The following is a 21,301-nucleotide window of genomic DNA, read 5'->3' as shown; positions in this document are numbered from 1 at the left end:
TACTTTCATGAATATACGAAGATGGCACGGCGAAGAACTCTGAAAATTCTCACCATTGCGACAGCAGTACTCAGCTTGTTTCTTACGCTTCGATGGAGAGCATTCGGTCTTCGGATCGCTGCTGACGAAAACAACGTTATTCGCGACATTCAAACGATCGTCATCAATGGATCACTAGAACCGCCAACACAGTATATTTCTGGCAACAGTTATCAAATTATGGCTGGTACAATTCTCGAACTATTCGGTTTTGATAATTGGCTAGCCCTTGATTGGATCGCTCCCATTATTGGGCTAATCTCTTTTTCGACTATCTGTCTAATTACAATTAACTTCTTTCGCAACTCGGACGACAAAATGGTGTGGGCCGCCATGTTTACGCCACTCGTATTATGGTCCTTCTCCGGATTTGTTAACCGCCTTACTGAGGCAACCCACAAGCCGTTCACTCACCTGATCGTGTTTCTTTTACTCTACTTGGCGTATCGAATCGGGACATCCAACCGATCACAAACGCGTCTGTTACTCGTCTTTTCCTTCCTAGCTGTGATGCTCTCAACGTACAACTACGTGTGGGCTACCATTTACAGCACTGTCGCACTAGCGGTCCTGTTTCTCACGAAGGGGCTTGAGCACCAAGCCCTGACACGAAATACAGTAACTGCAATATCCCTCTTCTGTACAGTACTGTTCATACCACTCACACTTCCAACAACGACACTACATATTCGGTATTTCCGCCAGTTTGTATATGCGGCCTACAGCACCTTTGGCAGCGGAACAAACACTGAGCCCCCTTCCGGAAGTGGTGAGGGATCGTTAGCAGGGTGGCCGACAGTCGATGTTTTTGGCGCTGAGATTTCGATGTGGTTCATCCATGTCTCAGGAATCATTGTCTCCACACTCGTCGCTGTTCTGGCTGGTATTATCGTTGTCGTGACTATCGCTCGCCGAAGTGACGATCAGAGATTTTCTCGCCTGTACCTCGCTGTCGGACTCATGTTTACCATTCTTGTCGCTGCAATTGTCGCGGCTGGTGATATCGCAACTCTCAAACGGGTTATCATCCTCCCAGCTCTGATCGGTGTTTTATATACTGTCCACTATTTTCATAGATCTGTCACAATCTCGTCCCGCCAGCGCAACCTACTGCTTTCGGCACTATTTATCTGCCTCTTATTTACGGCACCACTTGCATTGCCACGTGCACTGACTAACGGCGAAATTGCGCCAACAGACACATATGCGGATGATGGTCAAGTCTCAAAGATTGAGTGGTACCATCAATATCCGAGCGACTGCCTCTTGACACACAGTGAACTCGATTACCGTGTGAGTGGAAAACTATCGGGTCTTGATCCGGTAGCAACGAATGCGGGGGGCCCCGCGAATGAAACCGACACTGTCGTCTACACAGCCGGAGAAGATAATGTCTTATCGTGTAGTGAGCTGTGACTGTTCGTACTTCCGCATCGTAAATATTACCCAAATAAATGGATTAATACATTTCTAAAAATAAAATATAGACAAGACTATTTGTAATAACTATGGCCTAGTTGCTCAAGCAAAATATTCGTAGATTCAGCAACCTTACCCCAAGAATATCGACTTGCGGTTTCGACACAGGCGTCAGCGTCGGTATTCCGGATACTCTCAATGCCAGCCCTAATATTGTCCGTCACTAGACCACACGAGCCATCAACGATCTCAGCCGCACCACATTGATTACTAACCACAACAGGAGTCCCACAAGCGAGCGATTCGAGAATCACGTTCCCGAATGCCTCGAAATTTGCTGGATGGATGGTGGCAATCGCCGAGCTGTAGTATTCTGCGAGTTCTGTCTGACTAACACGCCCAATGGCTCGTAAATTTTCAGACTCAGTCACATCTCCGACAACATACACTGGATAAGGGGCCTCACGGGCAAAGGATCTGACCTTTGGCAGTCCCTTTCGAGGGCTGTTCCCAACAAAAAGTACATACTCCTCATCAGGAACGTCTCGCGGGTGGAAGATATCTTGATCAACACCGTTGTAGATGGTGTGGGTTGGGCTCAAAATCTGATACTCATCCTTCCACACAGACTCTGTCAGATCGCTATTGAAAATTATCTCGTCGGCATAATTAAGTGCCCGCTGCGTTGTCCAACGGCGAGTTTTGGCCAACGCTGAATCAGCAATCTTAGTTAGGCGTCCCATCTGTTCCCGACTGAACGTCCGCTCGATGTGTTTGGCATCGTGAACCTTGTGAACGGTCGGGATACCAAGATCGTATGGAATCTCAGTGTGAGTTAACGCGACATCGTATTGATGAATGTCGAACCTACGCAATGCGTTGTACAGCGCGGTGGGAAACTGAAGATGGTAGCCGGAGAGTGAATAATAATCGACCCACTTGACGCCAAACGAGTCCGGAATTTCGATTGAGTCTGTCGTATCGATTAACTGCGGTCTGCCCGCCAAGATAGTGACACTGTGCCCGAGGTCGTCGATTTTACTGTACAGATTTTTCAGATGGTACGAGATACCACCAGCCACATATGGGGGAAATTCACGTGATATAACTAGCAGATCCATATTATGCAGTTTTCGATAGTACGTCTCGTAGTTGTTCGGTCGCGCTTTCCCAAGTGAACTTTCTAGCGTATGCTTTTCCCTGAGTTGAGAGCTCGTCGGCCAGTTGCTCGTTCTCCAATATCTGTATTATCGCGTTTGTGATCTCCTGTACCTCTTCAGGATCGACTTTGATGCATCCCTCCCGAAGAATTTCTCCGAGAGCGGTCGTTTCAGACGAGACAACTGGTGTGCCACATGCGAGGGCTTCCAGCGGCGGAAGTCCGAATCCTTCGTATAGAGACGGAAACACGAAGACATCCGCGTGCTTGTAGGCGTACCTCAACTCCCCTTCGGTCACAAACCCCGGTGTAAGAATATCGTCTCGGCTTTCAATATCGACGCTCTTGAAGATATTCTTGTTTTCAGGCCCGATGATAACCAGTTCGTGTGGAAAGTCAGTCTGATCTTTAACAGCAACATATGACTCGACGACTCGTTTAAGATTCTTACGTGGATTCATCGAGCCGACGAACAGCAGATAATTCTGAGGGAGGCCGTCGAGCACTTCATTTTCAGTGGTAAAAAACGACTCGTCGATACCGTTGTACACGACATCGACTTTCGAATGTGGCACGTCGAGATAATCGACTATCTCACTCTTCGAAAACTCGGAAACAGTCGTAATGGTATCTGCTACTTTAGCACCACGAGGCATAGCGGTTTTCCTGTATAGCTGGTGAATACCACTGGACCAGCCCTTGAGGGCGTTCACGTCATGGATGCACATCGCGACAGGACAAGAGGTCCGGGTCGCTGGGGCATTACCGTTTGGACAGTACAGTACATCGATATCTGACCGGTCTGCTAGAGCAGGCAAGACGGTACGTTCCCAAACGAGCCCATACACCTGAGACGTGAATGAGTAGCCAGTGGTGACGATGGGAGTGTTTGGAAAGGTCGACTTCAGCCCCTTTCCACCAAATAGTACGACATCCGTATCGTCTCGCTCAATCAATCCTGTTGTGTGTTTTATCGAAGTCTGTACAGCCCCACCGGGTTCATCGACAGTAAATGTCCGTGCATTGACCCCAACCTTCATTGTCAGCTACTTGTACCCCAACGCGTCGAGCCGCCGTTCGATCTCTTCGTCGACCTCCCCATCATCTTCGATCGACTCCCCGTTCTCGACGCGGACTCGCTCGTCGACGTGCGCCTCTAACTCCTCACACAACGCCGACCCCGCACACTCCCCGAACTCGATCGTCCCCGACTCCCGATCGCGCTCGCAGAAACACGTACCCTCCGCGGTCCGCGACGCGTACCGCCGGAGATGGCCGCGCCCGTCTTCGCCGCGCGCTTGACTGAAGACTGTCCGGTCGTCCGGGACCGTCCCGAGCAGCGAGACGCCGTCGCTCGTCGCCTCGCTGCCGACCGCCGTCTCGATTGTCGGGCCCACGTCCAGCGTACTCGCGGGTGTCTCAACTTCTTCCGCGGCCCCACCGGGCGGATGCACGATCAGGGGTACCCGCGTGATCTCGTCGTGGAGGTACCGCGGGTGTTCGTAGTAGCCGTGCTCGCCGAAGGCGTCGCCGTGGTCCGCGGTGACGATCAGCAGCGACTCCTCCAACAGATCGCGCTCCCGAAGCGCCGCCAGGAACTCGCCGATCTGCGCGTCGTTGTACCGGATCTCGGCATCGTACAGGTCGATCAGCAGCTCGCGTTCCTCATCGGTGATCGACTCCGGATCATCGATCGCCCGTTGGTACAGCTTTTGAGCCTCTCGCCCGGACACCTCGCGGTCCGCGTACCGCGTCGCGTACTCACCCGGTGGCTCATATGGCCCATGGGTGTCCATGTAATGGTTCCAGAGGAAGAACGGCTCGTCAGAATCCAGCGAATCAATCCACGACAGCGACCGCTCGTTGATCTCTTCGGCCCGAGCATAATGTCGATTTCGTAGTTTGTCAAGTGCGCGTTGGGCCAGGGCGACGAGTTTGTGCTGGCCGAAGTGGAGATCATCATCGAACTCATCGAAGCCCTGATCGAAGCCATATGCTCTCGAAACGAACGGATTAGAATGGAATCCTCCGGTCGCAAACCCAGCTTTCGAAAGCTGGGAAGCGATTGTCTCCGTTGCAAGCCGGTAGCTATCGTTGATGGCCACATCGGGGTACTCCCCGGTCAACAGCGCAGGGACCGCTTCGCGTGTGTGTGAACTAGCGCTATAGGCATTTGTGAACCGAATACTCTCCTCGGCAAACTCATCAAGGACAGGTGAGGTCTTCCGATGGTACCCATAACAGGAGAGGTGGTCCGCCCGGAGTGCGTCCGCAGAAAGCAGGATTATGTTCCGCGGGGAAGCAGTCATGTATCCGGCTCTTTCTTCGGATGTGATTTTATTCTTCCGAAGCTAGTAATTACTGCACCCTGTATACCAAACGATTGAACGCAAAAACAACCAATCGACTCTCTAAGTCATCACCGAATTCGTTTGAGCTACGCCGTTTAGCTGTCCAGCTTGAACCAGTCTACGCCGTTCACTGAAACAGAGTATTCAAGATGGTCCTATGGGAAATGATATTCACATAGTGATGGATGTCTGTTTTATAAGCAACGTTATATATCCGTTCGTCACCGGGGGTGCAGAAAAGCGAATCCACGAAATCGGCACCCGTCTCGCCGACGAGGGCCACGACGTCACGATCTACGGCCGACATTTCTGGGACGGACCGGCAGAGACCACACACGAGGGAATGACCCTCCGTGCAGTCGCCCCAGAAGCAGAGCTTTACGAAGACGACCGCCGGTCCATCACCGAGGCCATCGACTTTGCGGCTCGGGCACTCCCTCCGCTCCGTCGACGTCTCAGCGACGATGAACACGACCTTGCGATCGCTAGCGTCTTCCCGTATTTTCCAGTTCTCTCGACGAAGCTTGCTAGCCTCGGGACTAGCACACCAGTCGTCACGACCTGGCACGAGGTCTGGGGCGACTACTGGGAGGAGTACCTTGGCCCGCTCGCTCCGGGTGGCAAACTCGTCGAACAACTCACCGCCAGGACACCCCAGCATCCGATTGCGGTTTCAGGCATCACTGCGGACAACCTCGCTGCCATCGGTCCGAGCCGCGAGCATATCGAGGTCGTGCCCAACGGGCTCGACACCGAGCAGGTCCAGACGGCCCCCCGCCCCGACACCGGCTACGAAATCGTCTTTGCGGGTCGACTGATCGAGCACAAGAACGTTGACATTCTGCTAGAGGCTTTCGATGCAGTCGCCGACAGGCATGACGTCACGCTGGGGATCATCGGTGATGGCCCGGAGCGTGACCGGCTGGATACCAAACGCGAATCACTGACACACGCCGACCGCGTTTCGATGTTAGGCTTTCTCGAAGAGTACGAGGATGTTCTCGGCCATATGCGGGCTGCAGACATATTCGCGTCTCCCTCAACGAGAGAGGGATTCGGAATTACGTTCGTCGAGGCGATGGCCGCCGACTGCACCGTGATTGCTGCGGACCACCCAGATTCGGCGGCAGACGAGGTCATCGATGGTGCGGGTTTCCTCGTTGAGCCTACCGTTGACTCGCTTACCGAAACGCTTGACGCTGTTTTAAGTAAGAAGCGGCCATCGAAAGATCCGGTCGAACGCGCACAGCAATATGACTGGGATGCGGTAGCAGATCAGGCCGAAACCGTGTATCAGCGGGCTATTGACGGATCGTGGTAACCTGAGCTCTAGCGACACCAGAACTGCGCTTTGTCCCTCGTCTGCGTTTAATACTGTAGCCGACCCACACACCTCGTAACGAGTGAAACACCGTCATGGGTCCCCGCCCGTCGCTGAGCCATCTATAGCCTGAATGACAACATCTGGATCCCGAAGCAGTCGATGCTCAAGGTAGCTCCCTTCACCCTGTCCACCCCCTGTGTGATTCGATTCAGTCACCCCGAGAAACGATTGTTCTTTCAGCAGCCGGTACACGCGATCTTCGGAGAGCGGGTCTGCCCCAGCCTGCTTTGCGACCTCCAGATAGAGCGTGTAGATCTGATGGGTTCGGAAGGCCTCCTGCGCGGGGTTGTCGACCGTGAGGAGCGCCAGCGCCCGGAGGATGTATTTCACATGCGGCGTCGTCCCACGCACGAGTTTCTCGAAGCGGTTCACCTCTGCTTGCTGGACGGCGTCATCGACGTGCGAGACTGTGACTGTCTCCGTCCCCTGTTTCTCAGCGAGACGGCCAGCTTCGTATAGCGTATCGATTGCTTTCCGTGCATCCCCGTGTTCTTTGGCTGAGAGAGCCGCCACCTTCGGGATCACATCGGGCTCCAACACGTCTGGTTCGAAGGCATCCGTCCGGTTTTCCAAAATCGCCCGTAATTGGCCGGCATCATACGGGTCAAAGACGAGTTCGTTCTCCTGAAGACTGGAGTCGATGCGTTCGCTCAATCGCTCGCGATATTCGATTTTGTTGCTGATACAGATGGCACCGACGTGCGCCTCCGCCTTCCCGCTCTCTCGAGCTCGGGAGAGGCTGCGTAACAGTTCATCATCGTCTAACTTGTCGATTTCATCGAGAATGACGACAAGTGAATTAATGTTGTACTCCTCAAGTAGGTCCCAGGTGATGTCACGGTAGTCGGCGGCTCCGATTCCGACACGCGGGACGTCGATATCTGCGTCGAGGCTCGCCACTAGTTTGCGTGCCATCTCCCGGCTTGCCTTTGCGTCGGTCTGATAATCGGAGCAGTCGACGTACGCCTGCTGAAACGAGATATCGTTTGCCTGTGCCTCGAAGTGAGCCTCACGAGACACACACCTCGCAACGAGTGACTTTCCGGTTCCGGTCTTGCCGTATATGATCGTACTCTCCGGTGGGCCGCCGACCGTTGCCGGACCGAGTGCTTGCCCGATAGCGCTGACTTCGTCGTCTCTGCCGACGACCCGCTCTAGATCAGGGACGTGGCCGACTCGAACCAACTCCCTGTTAGCAAATATGCCGCCAGTTTTGAAGATATTATCGTCCTCATTTGAGCCAGACATTATCTACCATATCAGAATCATCCCTGTATCATAAGCGTGGCGACCGGACAACGAGTGAAGACTTCAAGAACCTCTCAAAACCGAATTCAATGCGATTTCGAACTGCCTTATATATTTAGCACCTAGAAAGTACACACCACCTACCGAGTGTAACGGCACAGTGCTCACACTCGGTTACGCACGGCTACACGCCATACGGTACACAGCCTACGATGGACGATATCTGGATACACGAACCCGTTCCCCTCTCACTAGTGGCATGCCGTCTACCAACAGTAAACTGAACGACTGGCGGAAGGTGCACGATTGCCACTCGGCTCATAATGTGTCTCTGTCGACAACGATCAGTGGCCAGTACACTCGGTACGTGGTGTGTGCCTGTGGGAGCCACTCGCGGACTACTGTAAGATACCAGTCTGGTCGGATACTCGATTCTGCTTGCGACTTCGCGGCTTTTGCCAGTTCACACCCCGTTATCTGACGTTCATCGGAGCCAGTGGATAAACCAATCTTCACTCGGTGTGAGGTGTGTCTGAGATTGGCAGCTGTCGTTCAGACACTGACAGCCAGTACACTCGGTGCGAGGTGTGTCTGGGACAGGCTTCTCGTCAACCAGGCAGCGACAATTACACGCTCTATCACGTGCATCCTCGCGAGACCCGTCCCAAAGACCACCCACGGCGGCAGCCGTGGAGCCGCTCTGGCAATTATCGTCGAAAGAGAGACACCGTTCCGGACACGAACCAACTGCTACCAAAGACACTGGACACGGTGGGTTGTGTCCCAGCGATAGCGGCACAGAAATCAGGTCTACTGGCGGAGCAGGCCGAGTGCCTCGGGGCTTGACCCCGAGGCGGTTCACACGCACTAACCCGAAAGAACACTTACAGCGCCTCTGTGAACCGAGCGGTGTGGACTGTGTATCTGAACGCAATGGCACGCGCAAACGCGGATCCCACACAAGGCATTTCCTCGCACACGACCTCAGCACTACTAACCAGAGAATGGTCCTCCCGAGCGAGCATTTCATCATCGCCCTCCTCCCTGTCGCAGTATACGCACTCCTCCGGGACAGACACCTCCCGTCGCTCCAGTTGGTCGCGGTTACGTTCTTCGGCAGCCAGTTCCCAGATCTCATCGACAAGCCGTTAGCGTACGAGCTTCATCTCATCCCCTCCGGTCGGGTGTTTATGCACTCGCTCCCGTTCGCAATTCCGCTGTCGATTGTCGTCGTCGCGTACGCAGTCCGAACGGACCGGACTCGACTTGGAACGGCGTTTGCGTTCGCCCACCTCTCACATCTGGTAGCCGATAATCAACAACTCCTGCCTCCGAACCTGTACGTGTCGTCGGATTTGCTCTGGCCGCTCCAGCCGCCCGTCGCACGCTCGCCAGTCCCACAGTGGGTCGGTGAGGGCGCAGTGAATCTGCATCTCTGGACCGGGTTTTCGGTGCTCGTCCTCACGCTGGTGGCGTACGTGCTAGTCGTGGACCTGCAAGCCCAACTCGACAGTAGATAGCGGTGTCGGCACCACGCTGGAGCCAGAACTGCATATCAGGCGGAAATAACGATTCTCCGGAGACGATTGCCAGGCAGACAGCAGTTCCAACCGGAGCGGCCTGATCACTTGCATTCTGTGCTTGTGTCTCCACTTGCTTGCAACCTATGCGCGTAAACGGGAAAGTGGAGTTACTGACGACGCAGTGACCCCATTCTGCCGGGAGCTTCCCCTATGATGTAGCGAGGGCGCTGTTTTCAGCTGTTGGGCTGTCACGAATCGGACCCATGATGTTTTAGGCGGACGGGCGAGCGAGAACACTGTATGCGACGATTGGTCCTCGCCGTATGCCTCGTTTCCTTCCTTGCCGGGTGTGGTGCATTCATGACTGATAGCCCGCCACCGAGCGACGAACGAGCCGTCACGGCTGTCGAGGAGGCGAACAGCACCGTCGCCGCCGTCGACGCGTACCGGTTCGAGATGGACATGCACGTAACTGCGTCGGATGGCGACCAGTCGCGAACGGTGAGCGTCGATGGCGACGGTGCGGTGAACGTCTCCGCAAAACGGATGCAAGCGACGACGCGGACACAAGACCAAACGGTCGAATCCTACATCGACGACTACAGAGCGTACCAGGGCTGTCAGGATCCCTGGGGCGGCTACGCTGTCGAGAACGTCTCTCGCTCCGAACCGTGGGCAACCACGACGCCGCTCCATCGGCAGCTACTGCTTTTCGAACGCTCGAATGTTTACTGGCGGGGCAATGAGACGCTTGACGGTAACCGGACTGTCCTTGTCACGGCGTCACCGAGCACTGAGACTATCAGGTCACTCATGGATCGCCGACAGGCTGGCGACATGGAGCTACGCCGCGGCTCACTTGAGAACGCGACGGCGCGACTCTGGCTTGATCCGGAAACGAACCGACCGGTACAGTCGGAACTCAGAATACAAATATCACAGCGTGGCGCGACTGCAACCGCCACGATCACGGTCCAGTACAGTGAGTACGGTGACCCAGCCGCCATCTCGATTCCGCCAGCGGTGTACGATGACCCGCACGAACTCGGGTGTCCCGGTGCGAGCTGAACCCGAGAGAAACCGCTTCAACCGTCGGCGAACACTCGCTTAGTCCGTCCAGTTCTCGTACAGCCCGCGTCCGACGACACCGAGGCCGACGAGCGTGATGAGGTTGAGGAGGAGGCCGCCGACGACTGGAATTGCGAAGGGGACGGCCAGTAACAGCCCGCCGGCGACGCCATCTGTTGCGCTGACGGTTCCGTCATCGCCAATAACCGAGTTCCCGACCCAGACGGCGGTAATGCCGGTACCGACGAGACTGAGGATGCCGATGAGAAGTAGTCCGGGGATCGAGACCAGAGCCCCGATAATTGTCAGTGCGAGTAGCACCAGTCCGATGGGGACCAGAATACCGACGAGAATCCCCCAGCCGATTGCGTCGCCGGGGTCATCCTGAATCTCCCGCACGGCGTTTGTCGTATACGTCGGGCCGATAGCGGCGGCTGCGGCACCCAGAACTGCGAGAATAACAAACCCGACACCGAAACGGAGGACGACGTTGAGGGCCGGGCCCGCACTCCCACCCGGGGCTGTAGGCTGTGCTGTTGCGACCCCGGCGAGTCCGAGTACGGCGAGCAGACTCCCGAGGCTACTGACGGCTTGCTTGGAGGGCATCGTAGCAGTTGTTCGGTTTCAACTGTGACCGTAAACCTCTTCTGTCTGTTTGCCATCTGTCATCGCAGCCGGTGACTCTACGTTCGGTTCCAGTTCGAATCGCGATAGCATTCGCACAAACCGGGACGGAGTATCCGATCTGGTCGGACTGTGTTGGCGGCGAATCCGTTCACATTCAGCAGCGACATCAAGCGGGAGACGTATCTTTTTGCGGTCTGGGACCTGACTGTGCAGCGTGGACGTGACCGTATACGGGCCGCTCCGGGCGGCGACAGGAGCGAAAACAGTCGAGATTACCGTCGATGGCGACACCGTCGGAGCCGTGATTACGGCCTTCGTCGACGCGTATCCGCGTGCGGAGTCACAGTTAGTCGATGCGGACGGCGAACTCCGACCGAGTGTGCGGGTGATGGTCGACGGGGACAACGCGACCCATGACCAGCGGGTCCCGTCCGGCGCGGCGGTCGAACTCTTTCCGGCGATGCGAGGTGGGTGAACGCCAACAGCCGCCGTCCAACTACAGGTCGTACTGTTCGCGGACGGTTCCAGCGAGCCCCTGTTCTTCGAGGAGGCCCATCGGCGCGAGCATCGAGAGCTGGACAACGCCGGGCAGTCGCGCGATTTCGACGCCGCCGGTGAACGTACAGCGTGCCCGGACTTCACCCTCTGACATACCGAAGAGCGTTCCAGCCCGTGCGAACGCGTTCTCGGTGGCGTCGTTGATAGTCGCGCCGGACCCGATAATCTGGAGCGGCGCTGCATCAACGACGTTATCGACGTGGTGTTCGGCGGCGAGGGCCTTGCCTGCCTCCCGCTCAGCGTCCGTGTACGGCTTGGCGATATCCGGCAGGTCCGACTCGTTTGGAAGCAGAAGCGGCCCGTCGATGTCGAGGTCCTTGATGACGCTGACTTCGAGTTCGGTGCGGCCGCTCACGTCGGTCGTATGAAGCGAGAGTTCGCCGTCGCCCTGGTTGGCGTGCAGGTCCCCGACGTAGAGGCCCGCGCCGTCTATCTCGACGGGACAGATGAGCGTCGCGCCGGGGCGGACATCGTTCGAGTCCATGTGGCCATCCGTCCGGGCCGCAAGCGCCGATTCGTCGGCGAGGCCCCAGTCGTGGTCGGCTCCGATGAGGAACTGGCCGAAGTCACCGGCGTTGTGTGAATCGGGAAACTCGACCGACGGCGTCGTCCCGATGTTCCCGATGAACGGCCGGAGGTGCCCGAGCGTGCCCGGGATTTCGTCGGGCTTGTACAGCAAAATCGGGTGTTGCCGGGAGTGGTCGGGCAGTGCCGTCGCCTCGTCAGCGCGCTCCGCGAGGTCCGCGGCACCGTCGGGGCCGACCGTGAGGCCCACCGAGCGGTCCTCGTCGAAGGCAACGGTGTACCCGAATTCGAAGCCAAAGGACGAGGCGTTGGCCCCACACTCCGCACAGCGAATCGCGTCTTCGCCGGTGCCCTCGACGACGCTGTCGGGCCACTCGGTGCCACACTCCGGGCATCGATGGTCGACGAACGGGTCACTCCCGAAGGCGTCCTCCCGTTCGGCCATGCTGCCCGTGCTTGTTGCGACACTCGTCACCTCGACGTCTTTGATGTGGACGACGAGCGCGTCACCGGGTTCGGTGTTCTCGACCCGAATCGGTTGCGTCACCTCATGGCCGCCGCGGAACTCGGGGGGTGATCATCGGCCCCCAGCACGCGGGAGGCGTATGGGTGCGAACGGTCCCGCCGTCGGCAACCGTACCGGCCCATTCCTGATCCGGCCCGACGAGTCCCAGTGTAAACCGGTCGACATCGAGTTCCTGCTGGATTTGCTCTGACATACATTCTCAAGCACGGGCTATTGGAGAATAAATCATAGCGTGGATCGAACCGTTCTAGTCGTCGCCTTGCACAAGTGGAAGTCCGCCACGATGCGTGCCTCAGTTCCACCGCCAAGTCCCACCGACGAACCCATTTGTATCACAACTGGGCGTTGGATGGCCCCGCTTTGCAGACTTCTGGAACCAGCGGGCGAGTAGACTCGGGCGTTGGATGTCCGTTTATTACCCGTCAAGCAAGGTTCGCTTCACGCGCACCGCTGACATCACACCAGGTCGGCCGAGGATCGCGGCCAGCGTCTCGATTATCCTCGGAAACTTTTGTTTCCGCTCGTAATAGGCTGATTTAATAAAACACTGTATTGCTTGCGCTGACCAGATCTGTTCGTTAAGATAGTTCCGTCCCTGACGCTCGTACCACTCTGCAAGGAGATCTCGACGTATCTCTGGATACTGATTGTATATATCCTTTTGATGACGAATGTTCTGTAGTATTTTTTTAAATCTCCGTTTTCCGGTCCATAACTTGTTTCCTTCTTGACGATAGAACGCCAGACACTCGTCGACGTAGTCGGCTTTCGTCCGCTTCGCGAGTTCTATTTTGAGGTCTGTGTCGCCCAGTTCGATGTCCAAGTCGTCTTCCTCACCCATCCCTGCCATTGGGAGGCAGTCACACAGTACTTCTCGTTCCATCAACATCGAGCCTGTCCACATGGGAAACGTCTGGAACCGGAGCGCTGGTTCCAGAAAATGGCCTGACACCTCCTGTTTTGGGTAAAAATCCCCCTCATCACCACGGACTACGCCGCAGTACGAAACACCGACCTCCGGGTTCTGGTCGAGAACGTTCGCCGTTTTTTTCAGTTTCGTCTCGTAGAGGTAGTCGTCGTCGTCCAGAAACTGGATGTACTCGCCGGTCGACTGCTCGATTCCAGTCGTGTAGGCTGCCTGCCACCCCTCGTTCTCCTCTTTTATTATCGGCCTGTCTATCGCCTCGTCGTACTCTGAAAGCACCGGTTCGGCGTACCCTTCGCCCGAGTCATCAACTACGATCAACTCGACGGGTTCGTAATCCTGTCGGGCCACACTCTCGATCGCTGTGGGGAGGAGATCATTTCGGTAGTGAGTGGGGATAATCACCGATATTTTTCTGCCCATGTGAAGTGTATTCTGAGTGAATATTTTTTGTTAGGAGGTGTATACAGGCGTTGGACGATACGTTACAGCGCTGCTGTTTGACACTGGACCCCGATCGGCTCATCCTGAAAGTCTGGTCATCCCTTTGCCGCTGAGTCTCACCTCTCCGCTACGATCACTCGGTACAAACGCAGAGATACTCAGGAACCGCCGTGACCACGGCGCGCAAATTCTTTTTTTTTGAGTCCCCTCTTGGAATATCCGCTTAAGAACGGGTACCCTCCATTACAGTCAGTTAAATTATACTAATCCGTACGTAGAACCGTTGCTGGTGGAATTGTCCTGCCTCACAGCCGAAAATACAGTAGTAAGCTTATAACAAGGAAAGCAGATCGACTTTTTTCACTATATCAATGTGCAGATGGCAATCGTTGGCGTGTACTGGCCGAACCGCTGTAAACGAAGATGGCACAGTCTGTTCCAACGGTCCCGGAGATGACAACTAAACAGATGACCAGCAGAAACTCAGACACCATTTCACGGCAGGAGAAACTTGATGCGCTTCTCTATGCGGCCCGATATGCCCCAAAATTCACGGTGATGATCGTCGGGCTCGGTCTGGTAACGGCCGTATTAGAAGGCGTCGGACTGACGTTTATCATTCCAATCATTGAACTCATGCAGTCATCAGAACCGGTGACACAGGCTGATGGCATAGCGGGTATTTTCTTTACCGTTTATCAGACACTCGGGATTCCGTTCACGATCGAGTACGTCATTGGCGGAGTGGCGTTAGCGACCTGTCTGCGCTATACGTCGTCGTTTCTCCTCACGTGGCTACGCGATGTACTCCAGCTTTCCTACGAACGACACATCCGCGAGAACCTCTTTGACAGCGCTCTGGAGACAGAGATGGAATTTCTCGACCGAAAGGGGTCAGACAACATCTTGAACGCGATCGTCACCGAGTCGAAAGCAGCCTCGAAAGTCATCAAGCGGTTCGTGAAACTATTCGATCTGCTACTACTCACTGTTGCCTATCTCGCTCTTGCAACGTGGATCTCACCACAACTCACAGCATTTGCTATTTTTATTATCGGTGGTGTGGGACTCGGTCTGCGGCATCTCATCGGCTCAGGATACGATCTGGGTGATCGCGTTGCAGCGGCAAACGAACGGATGCAACAAGTGGTTCAGGCCGGCATGATTGGCATTCGAGACATTCGAGTTTTCAATCTCGAAACAGAAATCTATGACGAGTATGAGGAAGCCCTAGAAGAGTACACGCGTTCGAAAGTCGCGAACCGCCGGAATCGGGCAGCGATCAAAAAGTCACAGAACCTCGTCGTCTCCGTACTCATCTTCGCACTTATCTACGTGGCCCTGACATTCACCAATCTCTCGTTCGGTGAACTCGGCCTGTTCTTGTTTCTCATGTTTCAGCTCGGTCCCAAAGCAAGCGGGATTAACAAGCGGTTCTACAAAGTCGAAGAGAACCTTCCCCATCTGGTTCGGACACAGTCATTCATGCGGGATCTCGAAGAGTGGGAAGAACCGGACACCGGAGAGCAACCGACCCCGAAAGAGGTCGAAACAGTCGAGTTCGACGATGTCACGTTCTCATATACGGACGACGAGGTCGTTCTCCGGGAGGTCGATTTCGAACTCAAGAAAGGCGAGTTCGTCGCCTTCGTTGGACAGTCCGGTGCCGGGAAGTCGACAATAGTCTCCCTGTTGGCTCGCTACTATGAGCCAGACAGCGGTCAGATACGTGCAAATGGGAACCCAATCGGCCAAATGGATATCAGCGAGTGGCGTGACCGAATCTCAATAGTCCGCCAGAACCCATATATGTTCAACGACACGCTTCGACATAACCTCACCGTCGGCAATCGGGATGCGACGGACGCTGAGATCAAACGGGCTTGCGAAATCGCGAAGGTGGACCAGTTCATCACGGACCTCCCGAACGGACTTGATTCTCAACTCGGTGACGACGGTGTCCGCTTGTCGGGTGGGCAGAAACAGCGCGTCGCTCTTGCGCGAGCGATTCTGAAAGACGCGGACCTGTTAATTCTAGACGAAGCAACGAGCGACCTGGATTCGAACCTTGAGAAGGAAGTGCAGGCGGCAATCGAAGCGATGGAGCGAGATTATGCGATTATCGCTATCGCTCATCGCCTTTCGACTGTCGAGAATGCTGATCGCATCTATACGATGGAAGACGGGTGGATTTCCGAGTGTGGCGGTCACGACGAACTGGTTGAAAGTGAAGGGAAATACGCTGAATTGTATGCGATACAGTCAGGTGGGTAACTGTACTGTACTCGGTGTTACCGCAGACACAGCGCAAGAAAGCTATCGCTGGTACTTCTCTATCCTATTGTCAAATTGGATGCTGAAACTACTCACTGGCATCGCTTCGTAGAGGACTAAGTATCACGTGCGATGATACGCAGAACAGATTCTACCTTTGATCTCGATTCAAAGGGCGGGCAATCAGACTCCACTCTCACGGAATACGAACACAACCCTACAATCACAAGTTGCTGCCTCTGACTTGTAAAATCCGGAAAATAAACAATGGGAACTCTACTTGGCTGCAAGACAGGGTCAGGCATCACGACTAACACTTATTCTGACCTTTGAAAAAGCGCAGCAGCATACCCGAACCACCTATCCAAAATACTAGTAAAAACTCTCTACCACCAGTTAGGCAGCTTATCGCTAAGTGATGCGTAGAAGTGTATACTACCATGACCAAACTGCAGAGGTACATACCGGACATCTGGAGGTCAAACCAATTGATGGCCTCACGATATCAATATACAAATGATGGGATTTTTGACGGTATCGTGAACAAGTATTTCGATACGGTTTCACCGAGTGGCTTTGATTTGATGGCCGAGGACTGGGATAATTGCTATCTTCTTGATGCCTGCCGATACGATATGTTTGCGGATCTGCATCCTTTTGAAGGGCGGCTGAAACGGCGGCTATCCCAGGCGTCTAGTACACCCGGTTTCCTAGAGGCGCACTTCTCTGCGGGAAGATATTACGACACAGTGTACGTAACCGCCAATCCGATGCACTCAGTTGACGAGTGGTGTACCGTCGAACTCGACACTGTTTTTCATTCTGTCATCAACGTGTGGGAGACAGAGTGGGATGAGGACATCGGAACAGTGCCCCCAGAAGACATGGTAGCTGCTGTTAAAGCGGCCAGAAAAACGTATCCGAACAAGCGGATACTCGCACATTTTATTCAGCCTCATCATCCATTTCTCGGTCCAACAGGCAGAGAAATGGTTGATTCCGGAATGCAAGGTCGGGAGAAAGCGAAGGGTGCGGACGTTAGTACCTCAGCGAATGATGAACAGAAAATCTGGGCACGGCTGAGACAGGGAGATGTCTCAGAACAACGTGTCTGGGAAGCGTATCGGGAAAACCTCAAACTGCTGTTCCCACATCTTCGAGAACTGCTTGACACTGTTGATGGCAAAACAGTGGTCACGTCAGATCATGGGAACCTAGTTGCAGACTGGCTGTGGCCGTTCCCCGTACGAGAATATGGGCATCCCGGAGAACTTCGTGTCCCAGAACTCATTGAAGTACCGTGGCTGGTTTTCGATACCGATGAGCGGATACCAATTCAATCGGACCGTCCACTTGAGTCCGGCGTCGAACACGGCTCTACCGAGATTCGCGACCGGTTGTCTGACCTCGGATATCATTCGTAGTCTTGCGATGGTCTCAGCCTGATGTTGCGTGGCTCTCTTTTCGGTACCAAGTGTAACGAGTCGTCTGGCTGCTATGCCACCCAGATTATCCTCTCTTCCCAGCTACACACGCTACAGAAACGAAGTAAACTCCTCTGTAAAGCCAATCGAATCGCGGGGACTCCGTTTCAGCATGGTTCCGATGAAATCGTAGCACAGAGCTGTAAATTATATCTCCATCATCACATCACTAATATTTCACTTCCTCAGTCCACATCTGAATCAGTTGAATTATAAAGCTCATACCAATACAGCCCCAGTTCTACCAGCATGATTGTAGCGGATAAAACTGAGGAAAATGAAGCGACCACAGCAGTCAGCCGACATGGCTCCCGAGCAGAATGGTACGACCACGGTCCCTACTCTCGGGTTCGGTACCTACCGAACCGGAGGGTACAAATGCTACAACGCGGTTAAGAATGCGCTTGATTGTGGCTACACGCATATCGACACTGCGATGGCATACGAAAACGAAGCGGCCGTCGGTCGCGCAATCGAACAATCCAGCGTTGACCGCGAAGACATCTTCTTGACGACGAAAATCAAGGGATATCCCGAAATGGTCGAGTATGAACGCTTGATAGAGGCCGCGAAGGGATGTCTTGAACGGCTGGGAACGGAGTATTTAGATCTGTTATTGGTCCATTGGTGGAACCCACTGGCCGATATGGAAGAAACATTCAACGCGCTCAACACACTCGTCGATGACGGGTTGGTCGATCAGATCGGAGTGAGTAACTTTTCTATCAAGGAGCTCAAGCAGGCGATGCGACTTTCAGACGCTCCTATTGCGACTAATCAGATTGAATACCATCCTTACTGGGGTGACGAGGAACTCGTCAGATTTTGCCAGGACAACGATGTCACAGTCACCGCATACAGTCCGCTTGCGGAGGGGCGAGCTGTTGAAGACGATGTCTTGCGTTCCATTGGAGATCGGTACGGCAAATCGGCAGCGCAGGTATCTATCCGGTGGCTGATACAACAGGAGAATGTTGTCACGATTCCGAAAGCGGCGACGCCGAAACACATAGAAGCGAACATCGACGTTTTTGACTTCGAACTCACTGACCGCGACATGCGGCGGATCAGGAAACTCAAGCCTCCGTTCTGGTACAGAGAAAACCGCGAAGGCGGATCGATATATGAGGCTCGCAGTGTTCTGGGAAATTTTGTTCCGGACAGTCTCTACAATCGGATTGCCTGAGCTCCTTTCCAGGTGATTGAATGGACTCTTGGCAACTGAGAGGTAAACGCGTTTGACAACTGACACCCGGCAGTCAATACGGGTTCTGTTCGGTCTTCCGAAAGGCGTTTGCCGTCCAAATCAGCGGGTCAGCAATCTGTCTCAGTCAAGCATCCCGATCCGATCTGCAGTAAAGCCGAACACGTCCTCGTAGCCGTAGGCTGAGAGTAAGACTGGGTGGAAGGGTTCCTCTGCGACGACAGTTTCGTCGTCGGCCGCTGCTACCGGGTCGCCTTCGGGGACCGGCTCGAAGTTCCTGACGAACACCTCGTACTGGTCGGCCGCTGCCTTCGGAATCGGCTCGCCGAGCTGGAACACTGGCAGTGACGTCTCTCGCTGTGGTGGCGACGCAGCGGTGACGCCGGTGGCGGCGAGGAACTCTCGGATGACCTGTGCTGCGTTCTCAGCGGCGTCCGCGGAGCCCTGATACCCGCACTCGACTTCAAGCACGGAGTCCACTGTCGCGATCATTCGCCCCTCGTTTGCGCTTTTCGTCTGTACGACAGCGTCTACGGAAAGGACGCTACAGAGGTCCTCCATCTCCGGTGTGAGTTCGTCGACGAGGGCGAACATCCCGTCGTAGGACTGCGTGGAGTGTAACGAAAGCACGGTGCAGTCACGGAGTTCAGACGCGATGGCGGCGGCTAACCGTGTCTCGCGGGACTCACTGTCGGCGTCGCCGGGGAACGAGCGGTTGAGGTCTGTATCGAGATACCGCTGGTTTGCCTCGAGGGCAGCTTCGTTCGCGATAATAAATTTGACAGGGCGTTCAACCGCGGGCGGGTCGGCAAGGACGGCTTCGATGCCGTCCCGGCCGCACGGTTCGTCGCCGTGGATGCTCCCCACGACGGCCACTTCCGGAACCCCGTCTCCCAGTTGCTCGATTCGCATCTACCCGTGATAACGCGTCCAGCCTTTAGAATTATCCGGATTCAGTCAGTGTTCGAGCGACTCCGCGAACTCGATGTCCTCCGGGCGACACGTCGGGTACTCGCCGTCGAGACGGATCTGCCAGCCGTGCAGTGCCGACGGGTCCGACAGTGCGTTCGTTACTGTCGTTCGCACGTCTAGCAGGTCGACGCCGTAGTAGTCGTTGGGGACGCCCCGGAAGTACTGCAGTGACGTGCGAAACAGCGACCGCATCCCGTCGTCATCCTCGAAATCGAAGTGCTTGTACGCGCCGGCGGCGACCTGTACCATTCCGTGGAGAAACTTGCTCTCCGTGTTCCCGCGGCCGTAGTTGTACCACTCGTCCTCGAAACAGTCGTGTGATTCGTGGAACTCGCCGGAGTTGTACAGGCGGACGCCGTGGACCACGGCCCGTCTGAGCGTCTCGTGTTCCCACTGGCCGTCGGTCCGCCACCCCGATGGGTTCCCGTCGGGGGCCTTGACGGTCGGGTCACGCGTGTGGTCATCCATGCCTACGCTACTGGTTCACGGTGGGTCAAACCACCGGTTCTGTCAGCTATGATCGCCACTGAAACCCAGACACCATCTGAGCGCACGACAGCAGTCCGATCTGGTGTCGTTTGTTCAGTTGCTGTGAGCCCGGCTGGCCCTGAGTCGCTTCCGTACGACATTTATACCGCACCACCATGTGTCTGAATGCAATACGCGTGCGAGGGTAGCCAAGCCAGGAAACGGCGGCGGACTCAAGATCCGCTCCCGTAGGGGTCCAAGGGTTCAAATCCCTTCCCTCGCATCGTATAGGGGCCGCACAGCGCGGCGCCGAAGGATGCACGCGGAAGGGTTTGAATGAGAGCAGGCGGGGCGGTTGCCCGTCTCCCGTAGTTCAAATCCCTTCCCTCGCACTGTTGGACCGACACGGTCCCTCGCAAACAGTGAGCGGCCATCGTCACGGTCGCGGGTTCGCCGCCGTTCCCGGTGGTGACTCGCGGAGAAGACACGGGCCGATCGGTGCCGGAAGACTCGCACGGAGCGATCTTCCCTCGCAATTCTCCGACCCAATGTCCCGTAGATGTGTCTCAGCGATGCAGCCTGCTGTGGTCCTGTGCTCTCGCCCCGACTGAATTCCGACGGGCGTCTTCCATGTTACAATCCGTCCGAAAGCAAGTCGATGTCATGCGTTCGGGCATTCGGTGGGAATCAGGTGGAATTGCAGCGCCGCGTACCCGGCAACCCTCAGTGACTAGCCCATGAGGCCTGCCCGATGGAGCCACCCCTCCACTGGACTGTCCCAGACCAGTTCCGTAATTACAGCGCTAAACGCGGACTGCGGTTACTGATTAGTAGAGGGTGTCATAGAACAGTTACCACACCAAAGAGCAGGGTGAATGCTGAGGTGGTATGGACTCAGCGACCCTGCAGAATGAGCCTTCGGTAGAGTCGTTCTTCAATGTCGCGGAGACCGAGACGTTAGCGTTGTTTGAGCATCTCTCCTTCGAGTTTCTTGGCGAGTTCGACGTGTTCGCCCCGGCGGAGACGGGGCGAACACGAGAGCATAAACCACCAGAGATGCTGCGTGGGTTCCTCCACTGCTATTACCGTGATATCTACGGAAT

Annotated in this window: 16 protein-coding genes, 1 tRNA gene and 2 pseudogenes; 10 read left to right on the top strand and 9 right to left on the bottom strand. The window is 55.3% G+C overall.

The window, feature by feature from the left end; genetic code table 11:
- Positions 1 to 21 precede the first annotated feature (21 nt).
- Complete coding sequence (locus G9463_RS17360) at positions 22 to 1,455, top strand: hypothetical protein (protein WP_165897368.1); 1,434 nt, start codon at positions 22 to 24, stop codon at positions 1,453 to 1,455.
- A gap of 77 nt (positions 1,456 to 1,532) precedes the next feature.
- On the opposite strand, the gene G9463_RS17355 is transcribed toward G9463_RS17360, so the two are convergent.
- Genes G9463_RS17355 through G9463_RS17345 form a run of 3 tightly spaced genes read right to left on the bottom strand, consistent with a single transcriptional unit; the run spans position 1,533 to position 4,926 of the window.
- Positions 1,533 to 2,579 (bottom strand): glycosyltransferase family 4 protein, encoded by a 1,047-nt coding sequence (locus G9463_RS17355; protein ID WP_165897367.1) that lies wholly within the window; start codon positions 2,577 to 2,579, stop codon positions 1,533 to 1,535.
- A gap of 1 nt (position 2,580) precedes the next feature.
- Positions 2,581 to 3,657, bottom strand: a complete 1,077-nt coding sequence (locus G9463_RS17350) for a glycosyltransferase family 1 protein (protein ID WP_165897366.1) — start codon at positions 3,655 to 3,657, stop codon at positions 2,581 to 2,583.
- Between the two features lie 6 nt (positions 3,658 to 3,663).
- Positions 3,664 to 4,926 carry a sulfatase gene (locus tag G9463_RS17345; protein WP_165897365.1) on the bottom strand — a complete coding sequence of 421 codons (1,263 nt, stop codon included), beginning with the start codon at positions 4,924 to 4,926 and terminating at the stop codon, positions 3,664 to 3,666.
- A 223-nt stretch (positions 4,927 to 5,149) separates the two neighbouring features.
- On the opposite strand from G9463_RS17345, the gene G9463_RS17340 reads away from it, so the two are divergent.
- The gene (locus G9463_RS17340) at positions 5,150 to 6,289 is read left to right on the top strand and encodes a glycosyltransferase family 4 protein (protein WP_165897364.1); all 1,140 of its coding nucleotides are present in this window, start codon (positions 5,150 to 5,152) and stop codon (positions 6,287 to 6,289) included.
- A gap of 93 nt (positions 6,290 to 6,382) precedes the next feature.
- Here G9463_RS17340 and G9463_RS17335 read toward each other — a convergent pair whose 3' ends face one another.
- Positions 6,383 to 7,600: a Cdc6/Cdc18 family protein gene (locus G9463_RS17335; RefSeq protein WP_165897363.1), complete on the bottom strand. Its 1,218-nt coding sequence runs from the start codon at positions 7,598 to 7,600 to the stop codon at positions 6,383 to 6,385.
- Positions 7,601 to 8,604: 1,004 nt separating this feature from the next.
- Between G9463_RS17335 and G9463_RS17330 the strand changes: the two genes are divergently transcribed.
- Both G9463_RS17330 and G9463_RS17325 read left to right on the top strand, forming a co-directional pair.
- Positions 8,605 to 9,120, top strand: a complete 516-nt coding sequence (locus G9463_RS17330; RefSeq protein WP_165897362.1) for a metal-dependent hydrolase — start codon at positions 8,605 to 8,607, stop codon at positions 9,118 to 9,120.
- Between the two features lie 303 nt (positions 9,121 to 9,423).
- Positions 9,424 to 10,191 carry a hypothetical protein gene (locus G9463_RS17325; RefSeq protein ID WP_240150062.1) on the top strand — a complete coding sequence of 256 codons (768 nt, stop codon included), beginning with the start codon at positions 9,424 to 9,426 and terminating at the stop codon, positions 10,189 to 10,191.
- A gap of 39 nt (positions 10,192 to 10,230) precedes the next feature.
- Here G9463_RS17325 and G9463_RS17320 read toward each other — a convergent pair whose 3' ends face one another.
- Positions 10,231 to 10,797: a hypothetical protein gene (locus G9463_RS17320; protein ID WP_004961096.1), complete on the bottom strand. Its 567-nt coding sequence runs from the start codon at positions 10,795 to 10,797 to the stop codon at positions 10,231 to 10,233.
- Between the two features lie 235 nt (positions 10,798 to 11,032).
- On the opposite strand from G9463_RS17320, the gene G9463_RS17315 reads away from it, so the two are divergent.
- Complete coding sequence (locus G9463_RS17315) at positions 11,033 to 11,293, top strand: ubiquitin-like small modifier protein 1 (RefSeq protein WP_004961097.1); 261 nt, start codon at positions 11,033 to 11,035, stop codon at positions 11,291 to 11,293.
- A 21-nt stretch (positions 11,294 to 11,314) separates the two neighbouring features.
- Here G9463_RS17315 and G9463_RS17310 read toward each other — a convergent pair.
- Together G9463_RS17310 and G9463_RS17305 are read right to left on the bottom strand one after the other, a co-directional pair.
- Positions 11,315 to 12,620, bottom strand: a pseudogene (locus G9463_RS17310) (acetamidase/formamidase family protein).
- A gap of 222 nt (positions 12,621 to 12,842) precedes the next feature.
- Positions 12,843 to 13,775 (bottom strand): glycosyltransferase family 2 protein, encoded by a 933-nt coding sequence (locus tag G9463_RS17305; RefSeq protein WP_165897361.1) that lies wholly within the window; start codon positions 13,773 to 13,775, stop codon positions 12,843 to 12,845.
- A 489-nt stretch (positions 13,776 to 14,264) separates the two neighbouring features.
- On the opposite strand from G9463_RS17305, the gene G9463_RS17300 reads away from it, so the two are divergent.
- The 3 genes from G9463_RS17300 to G9463_RS17290 all read left to right on the top strand — a co-directional run bounded on the left by G9463_RS17300 (position 14,265) and on the right by G9463_RS17290 (position 18,740).
- Positions 14,265 to 16,070, top strand: a complete 1,806-nt coding sequence (locus G9463_RS17300) for an ABC transporter ATP-binding protein (RefSeq protein WP_165897360.1) — start codon at positions 14,265 to 14,267, stop codon at positions 16,068 to 16,070.
- 440 nt (positions 16,071 to 16,510) lie between these two features.
- On the top strand, positions 16,511 to 17,494 hold the full coding sequence (locus G9463_RS17295; RefSeq protein ID WP_165897359.1) for a hypothetical protein: 984 nt from the start codon (positions 16,511 to 16,513) through the stop codon (positions 17,492 to 17,494).
- Between the two features lie 337 nt (positions 17,495 to 17,831).
- Complete coding sequence (locus G9463_RS17290; RefSeq protein ID WP_127013127.1) at positions 17,832 to 18,740, top strand: aldo/keto reductase; 909 nt, start codon at positions 17,832 to 17,834, stop codon at positions 18,738 to 18,740.
- Positions 18,741 to 18,881: 141 nt separating this feature from the next.
- On the opposite strand, the gene G9463_RS17285 is transcribed toward G9463_RS17290, so the two are convergent.
- A complete protein-coding gene (locus G9463_RS17285; protein ID WP_165897358.1) occupies positions 18,882 to 19,670 on the bottom strand; it encodes a succinylglutamate desuccinylase/aspartoacylase family protein in 789 nt (262 codons plus the stop codon).
- Between the two features lie 45 nt (positions 19,671 to 19,715).
- A complete protein-coding gene (locus tag G9463_RS17280) occupies positions 19,716 to 20,198 on the bottom strand; it encodes a DUF309 domain-containing protein (RefSeq protein ID WP_011223399.1) in 483 nt (160 codons plus the stop codon).
- Between the two features lie 199 nt (positions 20,199 to 20,397).
- Here G9463_RS17280 and G9463_RS17275 point away from each other — a divergent pair.
- Positions 20,398 to 20,481, top strand: a tRNA-Leu gene (locus tag G9463_RS17275).
- A gap of 605 nt (positions 20,482 to 21,086) precedes the next feature.
- Positions 21,087 to 21,301, top strand: a pseudogene (locus tag G9463_RS17270) (IS5/IS1182 family transposase); the annotation flags it as partial.

Source organism: Haloarcula sp. JP-Z28 (assembly GCF_011440255.1).
GTDB lineage: Archaea > Halobacteriota > Halobacteria > Halobacteriales > Haloarculaceae > Haloarcula > Haloarcula marismortui.
The sequence above is the reverse complement of the archived record's forward strand: the minus strand, read 5'-3'. Positions and strand labels throughout refer to the sequence as shown.